This is a genomic window from Ruegeria sp. CG3 (assembly GCF_056537205.1).
The window spans coordinates 125,485-142,318 of the sequence record NZ_JBQFRC010000003.1 but is presented as its reverse complement, the minus strand read 5'-3'; the positions used below and the strand labels follow the sequence as shown (position 1 = coordinate 142,318).

Annotated in this window: 18 protein-coding genes; 12 read left to right on the top strand and 6 right to left on the bottom strand. The window is 61.6% G+C overall.

Features of this window, described 5'->3' with window-relative positions:
* The 4 genes from ACR0NB_RS13980 to sucC all read right to left on the bottom strand — a co-directional run bounded on the left by ACR0NB_RS13980 (window position 1) and on the right by sucC (window position 5,700).
* A complete protein-coding gene (locus tag ACR0NB_RS13980) occupies window positions 1-2,955 on the bottom strand; it encodes a 2-oxoglutarate dehydrogenase E1 component (RefSeq protein ID WP_480775994.1) in 2,955 nt (984 codons plus the stop codon).
* Window positions 2,952-3,494 (bottom strand): DUF805 domain-containing protein, encoded by a 543-nt coding sequence (locus ACR0NB_RS13975; RefSeq protein ID WP_170391859.1) that lies wholly within the window; start codon window positions 3,492-3,494, stop codon window positions 2,952-2,954. Before ACR0NB_RS13975 ends, ACR0NB_RS13980 begins: the two co-directional genes overlap by 4 nt.
* A 44-nt stretch (window positions 3,495-3,538) precedes the next feature.
* Complete coding sequence (gene sucD, locus ACR0NB_RS13970) at window positions 3,539-4,423, bottom strand: succinate--CoA ligase subunit alpha (RefSeq protein WP_480775993.1); 885 nt, start codon at window positions 4,421-4,423, stop codon at window positions 3,539-3,541.
* Window positions 4,424-4,506: 83 nt separating this feature from the next.
* The gene (sucC, locus tag ACR0NB_RS13965; RefSeq protein ID WP_170365390.1) at window positions 4,507-5,700 is read right to left on the bottom strand and encodes an ADP-forming succinate--CoA ligase subunit beta; all 1,194 of its coding nucleotides are present in this window, start codon (window positions 5,698-5,700) and stop codon (window positions 4,507-4,509) included.
* Between the two features lie 372 nt (window positions 5,701-6,072).
* Between sucC and ACR0NB_RS13960 the strand changes: the two genes are divergently transcribed.
* Window positions 6,073-7,065: a zinc transporter ZntB gene (locus ACR0NB_RS13960; RefSeq protein WP_170596118.1), complete on the top strand. Its 993-nt coding sequence runs from the start codon at window positions 6,073-6,075 to the stop codon at window positions 7,063-7,065.
* 104 nt (window positions 7,066-7,169) lie between these two features.
* On the opposite strand, the gene mdh is transcribed toward ACR0NB_RS13960, so the two are convergent.
* Window positions 7,170-8,132, bottom strand: coding sequence for a malate dehydrogenase (gene mdh, locus ACR0NB_RS13955; RefSeq protein ID WP_170342201.1), 963 nt, complete (start codon window positions 8,130-8,132; stop codon window positions 7,170-7,172).
* Window positions 8,133-8,292: 160 nt separating this feature from the next.
* Between mdh and ACR0NB_RS13950 the strand changes: the two genes are divergently transcribed.
* Window positions 8,293-9,048: a sulfite exporter TauE/SafE family protein gene (locus ACR0NB_RS13950; protein WP_170342199.1), complete on the top strand. Its 756-nt coding sequence runs from the start codon at window positions 8,293-8,295 to the stop codon at window positions 9,046-9,048.
* A 3-nt stretch (window positions 9,049-9,051) separates the two neighbouring features.
* Here ACR0NB_RS13950 and ACR0NB_RS13945 read toward each other — a convergent pair whose 3' ends face one another.
* Window positions 9,052-9,357 carry a hypothetical protein gene (locus tag ACR0NB_RS13945; RefSeq protein ID WP_480775992.1) on the bottom strand — a complete coding sequence of 102 codons (306 nt, stop codon included), beginning with the start codon at window positions 9,355-9,357 and terminating at the stop codon, window positions 9,052-9,054.
* Window positions 9,358-9,525: 168 nt separating this feature from the next.
* Between ACR0NB_RS13945 and ACR0NB_RS13940 the strand changes: the two genes are divergently transcribed.
* The 10 genes from ACR0NB_RS13940 (at window position 9,526) to ACR0NB_RS13895 (ending at window position 16,793) form a co-directional block, all read left to right on the top strand.
* The gene (locus ACR0NB_RS13940) at window positions 9,526-10,383 is read left to right on the top strand and encodes an HpcH/HpaI aldolase/citrate lyase family protein (RefSeq protein ID WP_480775991.1); all 858 of its coding nucleotides are present in this window, start codon (window positions 9,526-9,528) and stop codon (window positions 10,381-10,383) included.
* Window positions 10,384-10,389: 6 nt separating this feature from the next.
* Complete coding sequence (locus ACR0NB_RS13935; RefSeq protein WP_480775990.1) at window positions 10,390-10,944, top strand: NnrU family protein; 555 nt, start codon at window positions 10,390-10,392, stop codon at window positions 10,942-10,944.
* Between the two features lie 12 nt (window positions 10,945-10,956).
* A complete protein-coding gene (locus ACR0NB_RS13930; RefSeq protein WP_170343327.1) occupies window positions 10,957-11,163 on the top strand; it encodes a DUF1737 domain-containing protein in 207 nt (68 codons plus the stop codon).
* Window positions 11,163-12,191, top strand: coding sequence for a MaoC family dehydratase (locus ACR0NB_RS13925; RefSeq protein WP_480775989.1), 1,029 nt, complete (start codon window positions 11,163-11,165; stop codon window positions 12,189-12,191). The genes ACR0NB_RS13930 and ACR0NB_RS13925 overlap by 1 nt, the downstream gene beginning before the upstream one ends.
* Window positions 12,192-12,251: 60 nt before the next feature.
* A complete protein-coding gene (locus tag ACR0NB_RS13920; protein ID WP_480775988.1) occupies window positions 12,252-12,914 on the top strand; it encodes a DUF1194 domain-containing protein in 663 nt (220 codons plus the stop codon).
* Between the two features lie 215 nt (window positions 12,915-13,129).
* Window positions 13,130-13,516, top strand: coding sequence for a succinate dehydrogenase, cytochrome b556 subunit (sdhC, locus tag ACR0NB_RS13915; protein ID WP_170343324.1), 387 nt, complete (start codon window positions 13,130-13,132; stop codon window positions 13,514-13,516).
* 11 nt (window positions 13,517-13,527) lie between these two features.
* Window positions 13,528-13,899: a succinate dehydrogenase, hydrophobic membrane anchor protein gene (gene sdhD, locus ACR0NB_RS13910; RefSeq protein ID WP_093963475.1), complete on the top strand. Its 372-nt coding sequence runs from the start codon at window positions 13,528-13,530 to the stop codon at window positions 13,897-13,899.
* Window positions 13,900-13,918: 19 nt separating this feature from the next.
* Window positions 13,919-15,724: a succinate dehydrogenase flavoprotein subunit gene (sdhA, locus tag ACR0NB_RS13905; protein WP_480775987.1), complete on the top strand. Its 1,806-nt coding sequence runs from the start codon at window positions 13,919-13,921 to the stop codon at window positions 15,722-15,724.
* 12 nt (window positions 15,725-15,736) lie between these two features.
* Window positions 15,737-16,516 (top strand): succinate dehydrogenase iron-sulfur subunit, encoded by a 780-nt coding sequence (locus ACR0NB_RS13900; protein ID WP_480775986.1) that lies wholly within the window; start codon window positions 15,737-15,739, stop codon window positions 16,514-16,516.
* Between the two features lie 136 nt (window positions 16,517-16,652).
* Entirely contained in the window at window positions 16,653-16,793 is a 141-nt protein-coding gene (locus tag ACR0NB_RS13895) for a hypothetical protein (protein WP_480775985.1), read from the top strand.
* Window positions 16,794-16,834 lie beyond the last annotated feature (41 nt).

Here is a 16,834-nt window from a genome sequence, read left to right as displayed (position 1 = left end):
TTATCCTTCAATGGTCAGCGCTTCGTTCACCAGCGCTTCTTGTTGGGCTTTGTGTTGGCTGGCCAGACCCGTTGCGGGCGAGGCCGAGGTGGCGCGGCCGGCATAGATCGGCCGGGTATGCTTGGCGCCGATGCGGGACAGGACCCATTCGATGTTGGGTTCGATGAATCCCCAGGCACCCTGGTTCTTGGGCTCTTCCTGGCACCAGACCATCTCGGCCTGTTTGAACCGCTCAAGCTCGTTGATCAGCGAATGGGCCGGGAACGGATAGTATTGCTCGATCCGCAGCAGATAGACGTCGTCGATCCCGCGCGCATCGCGTTCTTCAAGCAGGTCGTAGTAGACCTTGCCCGAACACATCACCACGCGCTTGATCTTGTCGTCGGGCACCAGCTGTGTGTCCGAGTTGCCTTTTTGCGCGTCGTCCCACAGCACCCGGTGGAAGCTGGATCCGGTGGTGAAGTCCTCGGCATTGCTGATCGCCAGCTTGTGGCGCAGCAACGATTTGGGCGTCATCAGGATCAGCGGCTTGCGGAAGGTGCGGTGCAGCTGACGGCGCAGGATGTGGAAATAGTTCGCAGGCGTGGTGCAGTTGGCGACGATCCAGTTGTCCTGGCCGCACATCTGCAGGAATCGCTCCAGTCGCGCCGACGAGTGCTCGGGGCCTTGCCCCTCGAACCCGTGCGGCAGCAGGCAGACCAGACCGGACATGCGCAACCATTTGCTTTCGCCCGAGCTGATGAACTGGTCGAACATGATTTGCGCGCCGTTGGCGAAATCGCCGAACTGGGCCTCCCACAGAACCAGCGCGTTGGGCTCGGCCAGCGAATAGCCGTATTCGAAGCCCAGCACCGCGTATTCCGACAGCATCGAGTCGATCACTTCGTACTGCGACTGTCCGGCGCGGATGTGGTTCAGGGGATAGTAGCGCTCCTCGGTCTCCTGGTTGATGAAGCCCGAGTGGCGTTGGCTGAAAGTGCCGCGGGTGGCGTCCTGCCCCGACAGGCGTACCGGATAGCCCTCGGTCAGCAGAGACCCGAAGGCCAGCGCCTCGCCGGTGGCCCAGTCAAAGCCCTCACCGGTTTCGAACATCTGCTTCTTGTGCTCGAGAAGGCGACCCACCGTCTTGTGCAGGGCAAATCCTTCGGGCACCGTCACCAGCGCCTTGCCGACCTCGGCCAGCGTGTCCGGCGTGATTGCAGTGTCGCCGCGGACATATTCTTCCTTGTTCTTGTCCAGATGCGACCACCGGCCATCCAGCCAGTCGGCCTTGTTGGGTTTGTAGTCCTTACCGGCCTCGAACTCGTCGTTCAGATGCGCCTGGAAGGCGGCCTTCATGTCCTCGATCTCACCCTCAGGGATCAGACCGTCCTTGACCAGCCGCTCGGTGTACAGCGACAGCGTGGTTTTGTGGGTCTTGATCTTCTTGTACATGATCGGGTTGGTGAACATGGGCTCATCGCCCTCGTTGTGACCGAACCGGCGGTAGCAGAAGATGTCGATGACCACGTCCTTGTGGAACTTCTGGCGGAACTCGGTCGCGACCTTGGCCGCGTGCACCACCGCCTCGGGGTCGTCGCCGTTCACGTGGAAGATCGGCGCCTCGACCATCAGCGCGATATCGGTCGGGTACGGGCTCGACCGCGAGAAATGCGGCGCGGTGGTAAAGCCGATCTGATTGTTCACCACGATATGCATGGTGCCGCCGGTCTTGTGACCGCGCAGACCAGACAGGCCAAAGCCTTCGGCCACGACACCCTGGCCGGCAAAAGCCGCGTCGCCGTGGAGAAGAATGCCCATGACCTTGCTGCGATCGGTGTCGCCAAGCTGGTCCTGCTTGGCGCGGACCTTGCCAAGAACAACCGGGTTCACGGCTTCGAGGTGGGACGGGTTCGCCGTCAGCGACAGGTGCACGGTGTTGCCGTCGAACTCACGGTCGCTGGACGCACCGAGGTGATATTTCACGTCGCCCGACCCATCCACATCCTCGGGCTTGAAGCTGCCGCCCTGGAACTCATTGAAGATGGCGCGGTAGGGTTTGCCCATCACGTTGGCCAGGATGTTCAGACGTCCGCGGTGCGGCATGCCGATCACGATATCGCTCAGGCCCAAGGCGCCGCCACGCTTGATGATCTGTTCCATCGCCGGGATCAGCGCCTCGCCTCCGTCCAGACCGAACCGCTTGGTGCCCATGTATTTCACATGCAGGAACTTCTCAAAGCCCTCGGCCTCGACCATCTTGTTCAGGATCGCCTTGCGGCCTTCCCGCGTGAACGAGATTTCCTTGCCATAACCTTCGATCCGCTCTTTCAGCCAGGCGGCCTCCTCGGGGTTCGAGATGTGCATGTACTGCAGCGCGAAAGTGCCGCAATAGGTGCGTTTCACGATCTCGACGATCTGGCGCATGCTGGCCATCTGCAGACCCAGCACGTTGTCGATGAAGATCGGCCGGTCCATGTCGGCATCGGTAAAGCCATAGGTCTTGGGGTCCAACTCGGGATGGTTGGTCGCGGCGCGCATGCCCAGCGGGTCCAGATCAGCGGCCAGGTGACCCCGGATTCGATAGGCCCTGATCAGCATCAGCGCGCGAATCGAATCCAGCACGGCGCGCTTGATCTGTTCGTCGCTGACATCAACCCCCGCCTTGGCAGCCTTTTCCTTGATCTTGTTGCCTGCAGCTTTGGCGTCGACCTCGATCCACTCGCCGGTCAGGGCGCCGGTCAGGTCATCATTCGGCATCGGTGGCCAGTCGGTGCGCGCCCACGAAGGTCCTTCGGCCTCTTTCTGGACGTCCGGTGCCGCGTCTCCCATCTGCCGGAAAAACTCGGCCCAAGCCGCATCGATTGCGCCGGGGTCCTTGGTGTACTGGGCGTATAGCTGCTCCAGGTACTCGGCATTGTGCCCCTGCATGAAGCTCGAGGCATGGAAGGCAGAATTGGGCGAGTGTTCGGTCATTGGGTTACCTCATATGGGTTGGGACCGTATTTGTTGGTGCCTGGCTGACTAGGGCGGGACAGCCACCACAGAACCAGGAGGGGCGACACGAGAAGAACAAGCAGTGTCGGAATGACGATCAGCAGCGTGGCGCGCGTGAACAGGATGTCGAGGCTACCGCCGTGCTGGAAGCTTGAGGCGAGGCCGATGCCGAAGACCAGAACGGCAAAAGCCCCAAGGATCAAAAGGATCGGCAGCAGCGCGTAAAGACCGTTGCGCCCGGTGTCATGCATGCGCCGCCACGCCACGGCCAGATGCGGAAAGAACACGATCAGTGACACGATGCTCTGCACCGGCTGGCTGGATGTGGCGGCCACCTCGACCGAGCCTTCGGATTGCACGGTCGTGACCTGTCCGAAGAAATGCCAGTCGATGACCGTGGCGATTGCGCTCCAGACCAGAATGAACAGGAAAAAATACCAATACTCGGGGCGAGAGGCCCGCCCCGAGAATGTGAAATATTTGGAGAAACACGTTTTGACGGCTTCGTTGAAGGTCATGTGTTTCGCTCCGCTGAGGCCAGCCCACGCAAGGGGCCGGCGGTTTACTTGCCGATTGCTTCCAGCACAGCCTCGCCCAGCTGCGCCGGGCTTTCGGCCACGACGATGCCGGCGCTGCGCATGGCTTCGATCTTATCCTCGGCACCGCCCTTGCCGCCGGCGACGATCGCGCCCGCGTGGCCCATGCGGCGGCCCGGAGGCGCCGTGCGGCCGGCGATGAAACCGGCAACGGGCTTTTTGCGGCCTTTCTTGGCCTCATCCGCCAGGAACTGCGCGGCTTCTTCCTCGGCAGAGCCGCCGATCTCGCCGATCATGATGATCGACTCGGTCTCGTCATCGGCCAGGAACCATTCCAGCACGTCGATATGCTCGGTGCCTTTGATCGGGTCGCCGCCGATGCCCACGCAGGTGGACTGGCCCAGACCCACATCGGTGGTCTGCTTGACGGCCTCATAGGTCAGGGTGCCGGAACGCGACACGACGCCGACCGAACCACGCTTGTGGATGTGGCCGGGCATGATGCCGATCTTGCAGGCATCCGGCGTGATGACACCGGGGCAGTTCGGGCCGATCAGGCGCGATTTGCTACCTTCCAGCGCGCGCTTCACCTTCATCATGTCCAGAACCGGAATGCCTTCGGTGATGCAGACGATCACTTCCATCTCGGCGTCAATTGCTTCGAGGATCGAGTCAGCCGCGAAGGGCGGCGGAACATAGATCACCGAGGCGTTGGCTTCGGTCACATGCTTGGCCTCGTGGACCGAGTTGAACACGGGCAGGCCCAGATGCTCCATCCCGCCTTTGCCGGGGGTCACGCCGCCGACCATCTTGGTGCCATAGGCAATGGCCTGTTCGCTGTGGAATGTGCCCTGCGAGCCGGTAAAGCCCTGACAGATCACTTTGGTATTTTCGTCGATGAGGACTGCCATTTGGCGTTCTCCTATTTTAGGCGGGCCACGGCCTGCCAGAATTCTTCAGAAAAGTGGGCGAAACCCACTCCACGGAATTGGGCTTAGCCTTTCACGGCTTTCACGATCTTCTCGGCACCGTCTTTCAGGTTGTCCGCTGCGATCACGTCCAGGCCAGAGGTGTTGATGATCTCTTTGCCTTTCTCGACATTCGTGCCTTCCAGACGCACGACCAGCGGAACCTGCAGGCCGACCTCTTTCACCGCGGCAACAACGCCCTCGGCGATGACATCACAGCGCATGATGCCGCCGAAAATGTTGACCAGAATGCCTTTGACGTTCGGGTCCGAGGTGATGATCTTGAACGCCTCGGTCACCTTCTCTTTGGTCGCACCACCGCCTACGTCGAGGAAGTTGGCCGGCTCGGCACCGTACAGCTTGATGATGTCCATCGTCGCCATCGCCAGACCCGCGCCGTTGACCATGCAGCCGATCTCGCCATCCAGCGCGATGTAGTTCAGGTCGTATTTGCTGGCTTCCAGCTCCTTGGGGTCTTCCTCGGTGGTGTCGCGCAGTTCGGCGATATCGGGGTGGCGGTAGACCGCGTTGCCGTCAAAGCTCAGCTTGGCGTCCAGCACCTTGAGGTCGCCGCCTTCGGCCACGATCAGCGGGTTGATCTCCAGCATCTCCATGTCCTTCTCGACGAAGGCCTTGTACAGGATGCCCATCAGGCGCACGCATTGCTTGATCTGCGCGCCTTGCAGACCCAGCGAGAAGGCGATGCGCCGGCCGTGATACGGCTGGTACCCAGTGGCCGGGTCAACCGAGAAGGACAGGATTTTCTCGGGTGTCGCTGCGGCTACTTCTTCAATGTCCATACCGCCTTCGGTCGAGCACACGAACGAGATGCGGCTGGTCTGGCGATCCACCAGCAGGGCCAGGTACAGCTCGCGCTCGATGCCCGAACCGGCCTCGATGTAAACGCGGTTGACCTGCTTGCCTACGGGGCCGGTCTGGTGGGTGACCAGCGTGCGGCCCAGCATCTTCTTGGCTTCTTCGGCGGCTTCTTCCACCGATTTGGTCAGACGGACACCGCCTTTTTCACCGGCATCGGACTCTTTGAAGTGACCTTTGCCGCGGCCGCCCGCGTGGATCTGTGCCTTGACCACCCAAAGGGGGCCATCCAGTTCACCGGCGGCTGTTTTGGCTTCCTCGGCGCGCAGAACTGCACGTCCGTCGGAGACCGGAGCGCCATAGCTGCGAAGAAGAGCCTTGGCCTGATATTCGTGAATGTTCATCGAAACTGTCCCGTCTGACTGCGATTAGATCGTTATAGGGGTGTCTAGCGGTAAAAATTAAAGGGTTTTCTGTCTGGATCGGGTTATTTGCCGAAGATTTTCAGCATTTGTGATCACACATTTTCGGGGTGTGATCACAAACAAACCGGTGCCAAAAAATGATTCGAGCGAGTCAGAATAGGCTTTGAAAACATATTCGAAGACCGTGTTCGCACCCCGTTTGCGCCAACATTTCCGGTAGCGTTCGAAGTGGCGGGACCGGACCTGCCAGGCTTTCGGGGCTTGGCGCATTCTCGCAGGCTGGCTAATCTGACCGGGCCTGTGCGGGTCCGGTTGGGTCGGGCAGGTCAAACATGAACAAGCTCCGAGCAGATGACAGTGCCGAACCCAAATTTGCCCGATGTCATGACCTGGATCTTCGATGGATCCGGCAAAGCCGTATCACTGGACGCCGATGAATTTGCCAGCTGGATACCGGCCGGACCGGAGGGGCAGTTCGCTTGGCAACACCTGAGGCTGGAAGCGCCAGGCACGGTTCCGCTTCTGCGCGCCGGCGGGCTTGATGAGTTCGTGATCGACGCTCTGACGGCGGACGAGACCCGGCCCCGCTGTACCGTGCATGGCGATGGCGTAATCCTGAACCTGCGCGGAGTGAACCTGCAAGAAGGGCAACCGCCCGAAGACATGATCTCGGTCAGGCTGTGGTTGACGGAGAACAAGATCATCGGTGTCTGGCGCCGCCCCTTGGATGCGGTTGCGGACATGTTGGCGGCAATCGACCGCGGGCAGGCACCGAAATCGCCGGGTGACTTCGTCGCGCGGTTGGCCTTGCGGCTGGCAGATAGGGCCGAACCTGCGATCACTGATCTGAACGAACGTGTGGATGATCTAGAAGAGGCGCTTCTTGAGGCGAATGCCGAGATTTCCCGGGCCGAGTTGGCGGCGATCCGCAGGTCCTCCATCGTTCTGCGCCGGTATCTGGTCCCTCAGCGCGACGCGCTGTCGACGCTCGAGATCGAAGACGTGCCGTGGCTGCAGGCTCACGACCGGTCGCGGTTGCGCGAAGCCTCGGAGCGCATCTACCGGATCGGCGAGGATTTGGCGGCTGTACGGGAACGGGTTCAGATCATACACGATCAGCTGATGGATGAACGGGCCGAACGTATGAACAACCGTATGCTCGTGCTGTCAGTGGTCAGCGCGGTCTTTCTGCCGCTGGGCCTGGTGGCGGGTGTTCTGGGGATCAATGTCGGTGGCATTCCCGGCGCCGAAAGTCCGCATGCGTTCTGGGTCGTTTGCGCCTTGCTGGTCGCACTTGGCGGGATGCTTCTGGGAGTAGCCAGGTGGCTTGGGATGTTCCGATAGAACTCGAGAGCTCAAAAGAAATGCCCCGCCGGTTGGAGCCAGCGGGGCAGGGTGTCATGCCTTTGGCCGGATCTTTGGTGGGGTCCAAAGATCCGATCAATGTATCAGGCCAATGAGCTGTCGATGCCCTTGCAGGCCTCGATCAGACCTTTCACGGCGTTGACCGAATTGTCGAAACCGGCCTGCTCTTCTTCATTGAGCTGGATGTTGACGACCTTTTCGATTCCGCCGGCGCCGATCACGGTCGGGACGCCCACATACATGCCCTTCACGCCCAACTCGCCATCGCAATAGGCGGCGCAGGGCAGAACGCGCTTCTGATCCTTCAGATAGGCTTCGGCCATTTCAATCGCCGAGGTCGCGGGGGCGTAATAGGCCGAGCCGGTCTTCAGCAGGCCGACGATCTCGGCGCCGCCGTCACGGGTACGCTGTACGATGGCGTCCAGCTTCTCCTGCGTGGTCCAGCCCATCTTGACCAGGTCGGGCAGCGGGATGCCCGCAACGGTCGAATAACGCACCGACGGTACCATCGTGTCGCCATGGCCGCCCAGAACGAAGGCGGTGACGTCTTTCATCGATACGTCGAACTCTTCGGCCAGGAAGTGGCGGAAACGGGCCGAGTCCAGCACGCCGGCCATGCCGCAGACCTTGTTGTGGGGCAGGCCCGAGAATTCGCGCAGCGCCCAGACCATCGCGTCCAGCGGGTTGGTGATGCAGATGACGAAGGCGTCGGGTGCATTGGCGGCGATGCCCTCACCGACCGACTTCATGACCTTCAGGTTGATGCCCAGCAGGTCATCGCGGCTCATGCCCGGCTTGCGCGGCACACCGGCGGTCACGATGCAGACATCGGCACCGGCGATGTCCTCGTAGGATTGGGTGCCTTTCAGCTTGGCGTCAAAGCCCTCGGACGGGCCGGATTCGGCGATGTCCAGCGCCTTGCCTTCCGGGATGCCCTCGGCGATGTCGAACAGAACGACATCCCCCAGTTCCTTCATTGCTGCGAGGTGGGCAAGCGTGCCCCCGATCTGACCTGCGCCGATCAGCGCGATCTTGGGTCTGGCCATTTGGATTGTCTCCGGTCGGTTTTGAAATCGCGGTTTTGCTAGTCGCTAAAACGCCGTTGCGCAAGGGTTCTGCGGCGCGGCATGCGACCGCATACCGTTTGCCTGCCCCCTGCCGGTTGCGCTAAACCACCCGCAGGACAAGCCGTTTCGGGGCCGCCGCATGGTTGAATTGAACCTGATGTTTTTTGCCGTGGCGATCCCGGCTGTGATCTTTGCGGGCATTTCCAAGGGCGGCTTCGGCTCGGGCGTGGCTTTTGCGTCGTCGTCGATTCTGGCGTTGATCCTTGATCCGGGGCAGGCGCTGGCGCTGATGTTGCCGATCCTGATGGTGATCGACCTGGCCACCCTGCGCCCCTACTGGAAACGGTGGAACTGGCCCGACGCGCGTCTGCTGATGCTGGGGGCAGTGCCGGGTGTGGCGCTGGGCGCGCTGCTGTACCGGGCGACCGACGAAGACCTGCTGCGCCTGCTGATCGGGGGCATCTCGGTGGGCTTCGTGGTCTGGCATGTGGCGCAATCCCGCGGCTGGGTGCGCGGTTTCGCCAACCGCCTGCCGCCTCCGGCCGGGCTGTTCGCCGGGCTGGTCGCTGGCTTCACCAGCTTTGTCAGCCACGCCGGCGGCCCGCCCGCCGCCGTCTACCTGCTGTCGCAACGCCTGACGAAAACCGAGTTCCAGGCCACCACCGTGCTGGTCTTCTGGGTCATCAACATCGCCAAGTTCGTCCCCTACGCCTATCTGGGCATGTTCACGCTGCAGACCGCCTGGGCCGACCTGCTGCTGACCCCCTTTGCCATCCTTGGCGCCTGGCTGGGCGTGCGTGCCCATTGGATGATGTCCGAGCGGCTGTTCTTCGGCATCGCCTATGTTCTGCTGACCCTGACCGGGTCAAAGCTGATCTGGGACGCGCTGACCTGATCCTCAGGTGTTCGGCGGCAGAGCTTCGGCCAGCACCTCATAGGTCTCGCCCGCGGCCACCAGGCAGGTCAGCCCGTTGGGCAGGGTCACCGTGATCGTCCAGGTGCCGGTTTCGTCCGAGGCAAAGACCTCCATCACCGTACCCTGCCGCGCCATGCCGATGCCGCGCCGGGTCTCGCCATAGGTCTCGGCCAGCCGCTGCAGCACGTCCGGCCGGGGCGCACAGTTCGGCGTTTGCGCATGTACCTGCTGCGCCGCCAGCACCATGATGCCCAGCCCTATCGTCATCTGAAACAACCGCTGATTCATTTCCGGCCCCCTTTGCTTGCTGACTGGACCAAAGCTGCCCGAACCCTCTGCAATTGCGGTAAAACCACCGCGCGTTGCGTCACATGCTGCAATGCGGCGATTTGGGCCTTGAAGTTTCCGGCAAAAAATGCCCCATTCTGCGCAACTTTATTTCAAAGAGAGGTTCCCATGGACCCGCGCCAGCGCCCCTACCGCTCTGTTCTGTACATTCCCGGCTCCAAGGAACGGGCGCTCGACAAGGCGCGCACGCTGCCGGTCGATGCCATCATTTTCGACCTGGAAGACGCGGTTGCCGCCGATGAAAAAGAGAACGCACGCGAAACGCTCAAGGCCGCGCTGGCGACGGGCGGCTATGACCCGCGCGTCAAGATCGTTCGAATCAACGGTCTGGACACCGACTGGGGCCGCGCCGATGCCGAGGCCGTGCGCCAGATGGATGCCGACGTGGTGCTGCTGCCCAAGGTCAACTCGGCCGCCGATGTCGATGCGCTGGCCGCGATCACCGGCGACCTACCGATCTGGGCGATGATGGAGACCCCGCGCGGCATGCTGAACGCGGCCGAGATCGCGGCGCACCCGCTGATGGCGGGCTTTGTCATGGGCACCAATGATCTGGCGAAAGAACTGCAAACCCGCTTCCGCCGCGACCGCCTGCCGCTGATGACGTCGCTGGGCCTGTGCCTGCTGGCCGCCAAGGCCGAGGGGTTGGTGATCGTCGATGGCGTCTACAACGCCTTCAAGGATACCGAAGGTCTGGCTGTCGAATGTGCGCAGGGCCGCGACATGGGCTTTGACGGCAAGACCCTGATCCACCCCGCGCAGGTCGAGACCGCCAACACCGCCTTCGCCCCCTCCGAGGCCGAGATCGACCTGGCCCGCCGCCAGATCGCCGCTTTCGAAGAGGTCGAGGCCAAGGGGCAGGGCGTCGCCGTGGTTGATGGCAAGATCGTGGAAAACCTGCACGTTGTAACTGCCCGCGAAATTCTGGCAAAAGCAGAGGCGATATCAGCTTTGCAAGCGGGGTAAGCCAGCATGGGCTTCGTTCTTCTCATTCTCGGCGTGGCGCTTTGGTGGGCCGCGCATCTGTTCAAACGCCTGATGCCCGCGCGCCGTGCGGCCATGGGCGACGCCGGAAAGGGCGCCGTCGCGGGCGCGCTGGTCGTGTCGATCCTGCTGATGATCTTCGGCTATCGCATGACCGATTACATCCATGTCTGGGCGCCGCCCAGCTTCATGATCCACATCAACAACCTGCTGGTGCTGATCGCGATCTGGATGATGAGCCCGGCCGGAACCAAGGGCCGACTGCTGAACAAGGTGCGTCATCCGATGCTGGGCGGGTTCAAGCTCTGGGCCTTTGCGCATCTGCTGGTCAATGGTGATCTGGCGTCGATCATCCTGTTCGGCGGCCTGTTGGCCTGGGCCGCGGTCGAAGTGATCGTCATCAACAAATCCGAGCCCGACTGGACCCCGGGTGAGCCCGGAACGCTGGGCAAGGATGCGATGTTCTTCGTGGCCTCGATCGTGCTGCTGGGCATCATCGGCTACATCCACGGGCTGGTCGGCCCGTCTCCGTTCCCGGGCTAGGCAGGTGATGTGATGGCGAAACTTTATCGACTGCTGACTGAAGAGGACACCTCGGACTTCTGCCACAAGGTGTCCGAGGCGCTGGCCAAAGGGTGGGAGCTGCACGGCTCGCCGGCCTATGCGTTTGATCCGTCCACCAGCAAGATGCGCTGTGCGCAGGCCGTGACCAAAGAGGTCGCGGCCGACTATTCCCCCGACATGAAACTGGGACAGCAATGATGGCAAAAACCAATCCGGGCCGCTTTTTCGAGGATTACTCCATCGGGCAGGTGCTGCACCACGCGGTGCCCCGCACCGTGACGGAGGGCGAGCGCGCGCTCTATCATGCGCTCTATCCCGCGCGCCACGCGCTCTATTCCTCGGACGAGTTCGCCCGGAGCTGCGGCCTGCCGCAAAGCCCGATCGACGATCTGGCGGCGTTCCATGTGGTGTTCGGCAAGACGGTGCCGGACATCTCGCTGAACGCGGTTGCGAACCTGGGATATGCCGAGGGCCGCTGGCTGCAGCCCGTCTATCCCGGTGACACCCTGCGGTCGGAATCCGAGGTCATCGGGCTGAAACAGAATTCGAACGGCAAGACCGGCGTGGTCTGGGTGCGCACGCGCGGACTGAACCAGCGCGACGAGGTGGTCATCGAATATGTGCGCTGGGTGATGGTGCGGAAATCGAACCTTGATGCGCCGGCGCCCGAAACCGTGGCGCCGGACCTGAAAAAGGCGCTGACGTCCGGCGACCTCGTGGTGCCGAGCGGGCTGGATTTCAGCAAATACGACTTTGCTCTGGCCGGTGAACCGCACCGGTGGGGAGACTACCAGATCGGCGAGACCATCGACCATGTCGACGGCGTAACCGTGGAAGAGGCCGAGCACATGCTGGCCACCCGCCTCTGGCAGAACACCGCCAAAGTGCATTTCGACCTGACCTTCCGCCCCGATGGGCGGCTGATCTATGGCGGCCACGTGATCTCGATGGCGCGCGCGCTGTCGTTCAACGGGCTGGCCAATGCGCAGATGATCGTCGGTTTGAACGGCGGGGCCCATGCCAACCCTTGTTTCGCGGGCGACACCATCAAGGCGTGGTCCGAGGTGCTGGACAAGGCCAAAACCGGCGTGCCCGGCGTGGGCGCAATCCGGTTGCGACTGGTGGCGACCAAGGGCGGTGAGCCCTTTGCGCTGCGCGGCCCGGATGGAAAATACAGCCCCGACGTCCTGCTGGATCTGGACTATTGGGCGCTGATGCCGACCTGAGCGGGCTGACCCCCACAGTCTTGTGATTCCGACCGGGCCGAACCGTGCTAGGTTCGGCTCATGTCTTATCTGCGTAACCTTGCTGCCGCGCTCTGCCTTGCCCGCCCGGCGTCGGCCTGCGAACTGGCGCTGGCGCTGGCCGTGGATGTGTCCGGCTCGGTCGACAGTTCGGAATACCGCATCCAGATGGATGGTCTGGCGGCCGGACTGCGCGACCCGGTCGTGTCCGAGGCGCTGGTGCGCGGCCAGGCCCGGTTGATGCTGGTGCAATGGACCGGGACCTCGCGGCAGCGGATCACCATCCCCTGGACCAAAATTGACGGGTTCGACGCACTGGATGCGTTTGCCGCAAAAGTGTCTGCCGATCCGCGTGTCTGGCGCAATTTCTCGACCGCGATCGGTGAGGCGCTGGAAATGACCGTGAACAGCTTTCTCGAGGTGCCCGAGTGCAAGCGTCATCTGATCGACATCTCGGGGGACGGCGTCTCGAACGAAGGGGTTGAACCCGCCGAGATCCGGGACCTTTTGCGCCGTCAGGGGATTACGGTGAACGCAATTGCGATCGAGGAGAGCGAACCAGACCTGACGGCCTATTTCTTTGAAAACGTCATAGTCGGCGAAGGGGCCTTCGTCGTATCGGCTGCCGGTTTCAAGGACTATCCCGAACGGATCCGGAAAAAACTTCTGCGTGAAGTCACGCGGCAGACTGCCGATCTGCGCTGAGCGCAGAAAGATTCGTGATCACATTGCTTGACCCTTGAAAACGCTAACATTGGAGGGTTGGAATGCATTTTGTGATCACGAGAATATTTTGTGTGATCACGTTTCCGAATTATCGGCCGAATTGCGGGTGATTTGATCTTTTTTGCACGCGCAGCGCGTGACAGGGTCGCAAAATGGAGTAAAAACTTCGGTAGCCAACCTCAAAAGGAGCCGCCATGGCCGATGTCAATCGGGGGAACCGCCCGCTATCGCCGCATCTGTCGATCTATCGTCCGCAGTTGACCTCTGTCACTTCCATCCTGACCCGGATCACCGGCAATGCCATGTTGGTGGCCGCGCTGTTGATCGTCTGGTGGTTCTTGGCCGCAGCCACGTCGCCCGAAGCCTTTGATCGCGCCAATGGTGTGATCACGTCGCTCCTCGGGGACTTGGTCATGGCACTGTCGCTTTGGGGTCTTTGGTACCACACGCTTGCCGGCATCCGGCACCTGATCTGGGACAACGCGATCGGACTGGATATCCCGACAGCCTACAAGCTGGGCTGGGCGGTTGTGATCGGCTCTTTCGTGCTGACTTTCCTGACACTGTTGATCGTTGCCTGAGGGAGGCTGACATGCGTTATCTTACCGACCGCAAACGCGCCGTAGGCCTGGGATCGGCCAAGTCGGGCACCGAACATTTTTGGGCGATGAAGGTCAGCTCGGTTGCGCTGCTGATCCTTGTCCCGCTTTTCGTCTTCACATTCGGCCCCACGCTGGGACAGCCCTTTGACGTGGTGCTGGACTATTACTCGCGGCCATTCCCGGCGATCGTGGCGGCCCTGACGCTGGCCGTCGGGTTCAAGCATTTCGCTGATGGTGCCCAGGTGATGATCGAGGACTATGTGCACGGCACAATGGAAAAGGTTCTGATCATTCTCGTGAAGTGTCTCTCATATGGCGCCGCGGCCGCAGGTATCTTCGCGGTCGCCCGCATTGCCCTCTAACACCCCGGAGCTGAATGAAATGGCTGCTTACGAATACGAAACGCACGAATATGACGTGGTCGTGGTCGGCGCCGGTGGGGCCGGTCTGCGTGCCACGCTGGGCATGGCCGAACAAGGTCTGCGCACCGCTTGCGTAACCAAGGTTTTTCCGACCCGCTCGCACACCGTTGCGGCGCAGGGTGGCATTGCGGCGTCGCTATCGAACATGGGCCCCGACCATTGGCAGTGGCACATGTATGACACCGTCAAGGGCTCGGACTGGCTGGGTGACACCGACGCGATGGAATACCTGGCGCGCGAGGCACCCAAGGCCGTCTATGAGTTGGAGCATTACGGTGTGCCGTTCTCGCGCACCGAAGAAGGCAAGATCTATCAGCGTCCCTTTGGTGGCCACACGACCGAATTCGGTGAAGGCCCCGCAGTTCAGCGCACCTGTGCTGCTGCCGACCGGACCGGTCACGCGATTCTGCACACATTGTACGGGCAGTCACTGAAGAACAACGCGGAATTCTACATCGAATATTTCGCCATTGACCTGATCATGTCCGAAGCAGGGCAGTGCCAAGGCGTCGTCTGCTGGAAGCTGGACGACGGCACCATGCATGTCTTCAACGCCAAGATGGTGGTTCTGGCCACGGGCGGTTACGGCCGCGCCTATTTCAGCGCGACCTCGGCCCACACCTGCACCGGCGACGGCGGCGGCATGGTGGCCCGTGCCGGCCTGGCCTTGCAGGACATGGAATTCGTGCAGTTTCACCCGACCGGCATCTACGGCTCGGGCTGCCTGATCACCGAAGGCGCCCGCGGCGAAGGTGGATATCTGACCAACTCGGAAGGTGAACGGTTCATGGAGCGCTACGCTCCCCAATACAAGGACCTCGCACCGCGCGACTATGTCTCGCGTTCGATGACAATGGAAATCCGCGAAGGGCGCGGGGTCGGTCCCGAAGGCGACCATATTCACCTGAACCTAAGCCATCTACCAGCCGAAGCCCTGCATGAGCGTTTGCCGGGCATCTCGGAAAGCGCAAAGATCTTCGCCGGCGTGGATGTCACCAAGGAACCGATCCCGGTTCTTCCGACCGTGCACTACAACATGGGCGGTATTCCGACCAACTATTGGGGCGAGGTGTTGAACCCGACCGCCGACGATCCGAACGCCGTCGTGCCCGGCCTGATGGCCGTCGGCGAAGCCGGTTGCGCGTCGGTTCACGGAGCGAACCGGTTGGGGTCGAACTCATTGATCGACCTCGTGGTCTTTGGCCGTGCGGCGGCGATCCGGGCCGGCAAGGTCGTCGACCCCGAAACGCCCAACCCGGTCCTGAACCAGGCCTCGGTCGACAAGGCGTTTGATCGGTTCGATGCGGTGCGCAATGCCAGCGGTGCAATCCCGACGGCCGATCTGCGGCTTGAGATGCAGAAAACCATGCAGGCGGATGCTGCGGTGTTCCGGACGGCCAAGACCCTGGCCGAAGGGGTCGAGAAGATGACCGCAATCGCGGCCAAGATGGAGGACATCAAGGTCACGGATCGCAGCTTGATCTGGAACAGCGACCTGATGGAGACGCTGGAACTGACCAACCTGATGCCCAACGCGCTTGCCACAATCGTCGGCGCCGAAGCGCGGAAGGAATCCCGCGGCGCTCATGCACACGAAGACTTCACCGAGCGCGATGACGAAAACTGGCGTGTTCACACCGTGTCCCGGGTTGACGGGAACAGGGTCGAACTCAGCTATCGCCCGGTCATCGTCGATCCGCTGAGCACCGAGGCTGAAGGCGGTATCAGCCTTGAAAAGATCGCGCCCAAGGCGCGGACATTCTGAGGAGAGGAACACATGGTCCAACTGACCCTCCCTACGAATTCCCGGATTACGACGGGCAAGACCTGGCCGAAACCGGAAGGCGCGAGCAACGTGCGCAAGTTCCAGATTTATCGCTGGAACCCTGACGATGGCCAGAACCCGCGGGTCGATACCTATTTCGTCGACATGGAGGATTGCGGGCCGATGGTTTTGGATGCGCTGATCTACATCAAGAACAAGATCGACCCGACGCTGACCTTCCGCCGGTCGTGCCGCGAGGGGATCTGCGGCTCTTGCGCGATGAACATCGACGGGATCAACACGCTGGCCTGCATCTACGGCATGGACGAGATCAAGGGCGACGTGAAGATCTATCCGCTGCCGCACATGCCGGTGGTCAAGGACCTGATCCCCGACCTGACGCATTTCTATGCGCAGCACGCCAGCATCATGCCGTGGCTGGAAACCAAGACCAACCGGCCTGCGAAAGAATGGCGGCAGTCGATCGAGGACCGCAAGAAGCTGGACGGGCTGTATGAATGCGTGATGTGCGCCAGCTGCTCGACCTCGTGCCCCAGCTATTGGTGGAACGGCGACCGCTATCTTGGCCCCGCCGCGCTGCTGCACGCCTATCGCTGGATCATCGACAGCCGCGACGAAGCCACCGGCGAGCGTCTGGATCAGCTTGAGGATCCGTTCAAGCTGTATCGGTGCCATACGATCATGAACTGTGCAAAGACCTGCCCCAAGGGTCTGAACCCGGCCAAGGCGATTGCCGAGATCAAGAAGATGATGGTCGAACGCGCAGTTTGAACGATGACGACCAACGTGCTTGCCGCGTTGCGGCAAGTGCATGGCCCACATGCGAAATCATTGGATGTGGGCCGCCCCGGCCAAGACTATGTTCGGTATCGGGGAGGAGTGACGGATTGGAAACAGGATCACTCCGATGAAGAACGAATCCAAAAAATCAGACGCAGCCAAAGCCTTGGTATATCTTGAGCAAGCCTGGGCCTATTACGAGCCCGAGCCGGTCAAGCCTGCAAGAGATGCAGAGCCGGAGCTGTTTGAATACGCCAACGCGGCCTGAGTTTACCAAGCCAAGTCTTGAGTCCCGGCGTATATTGCGCG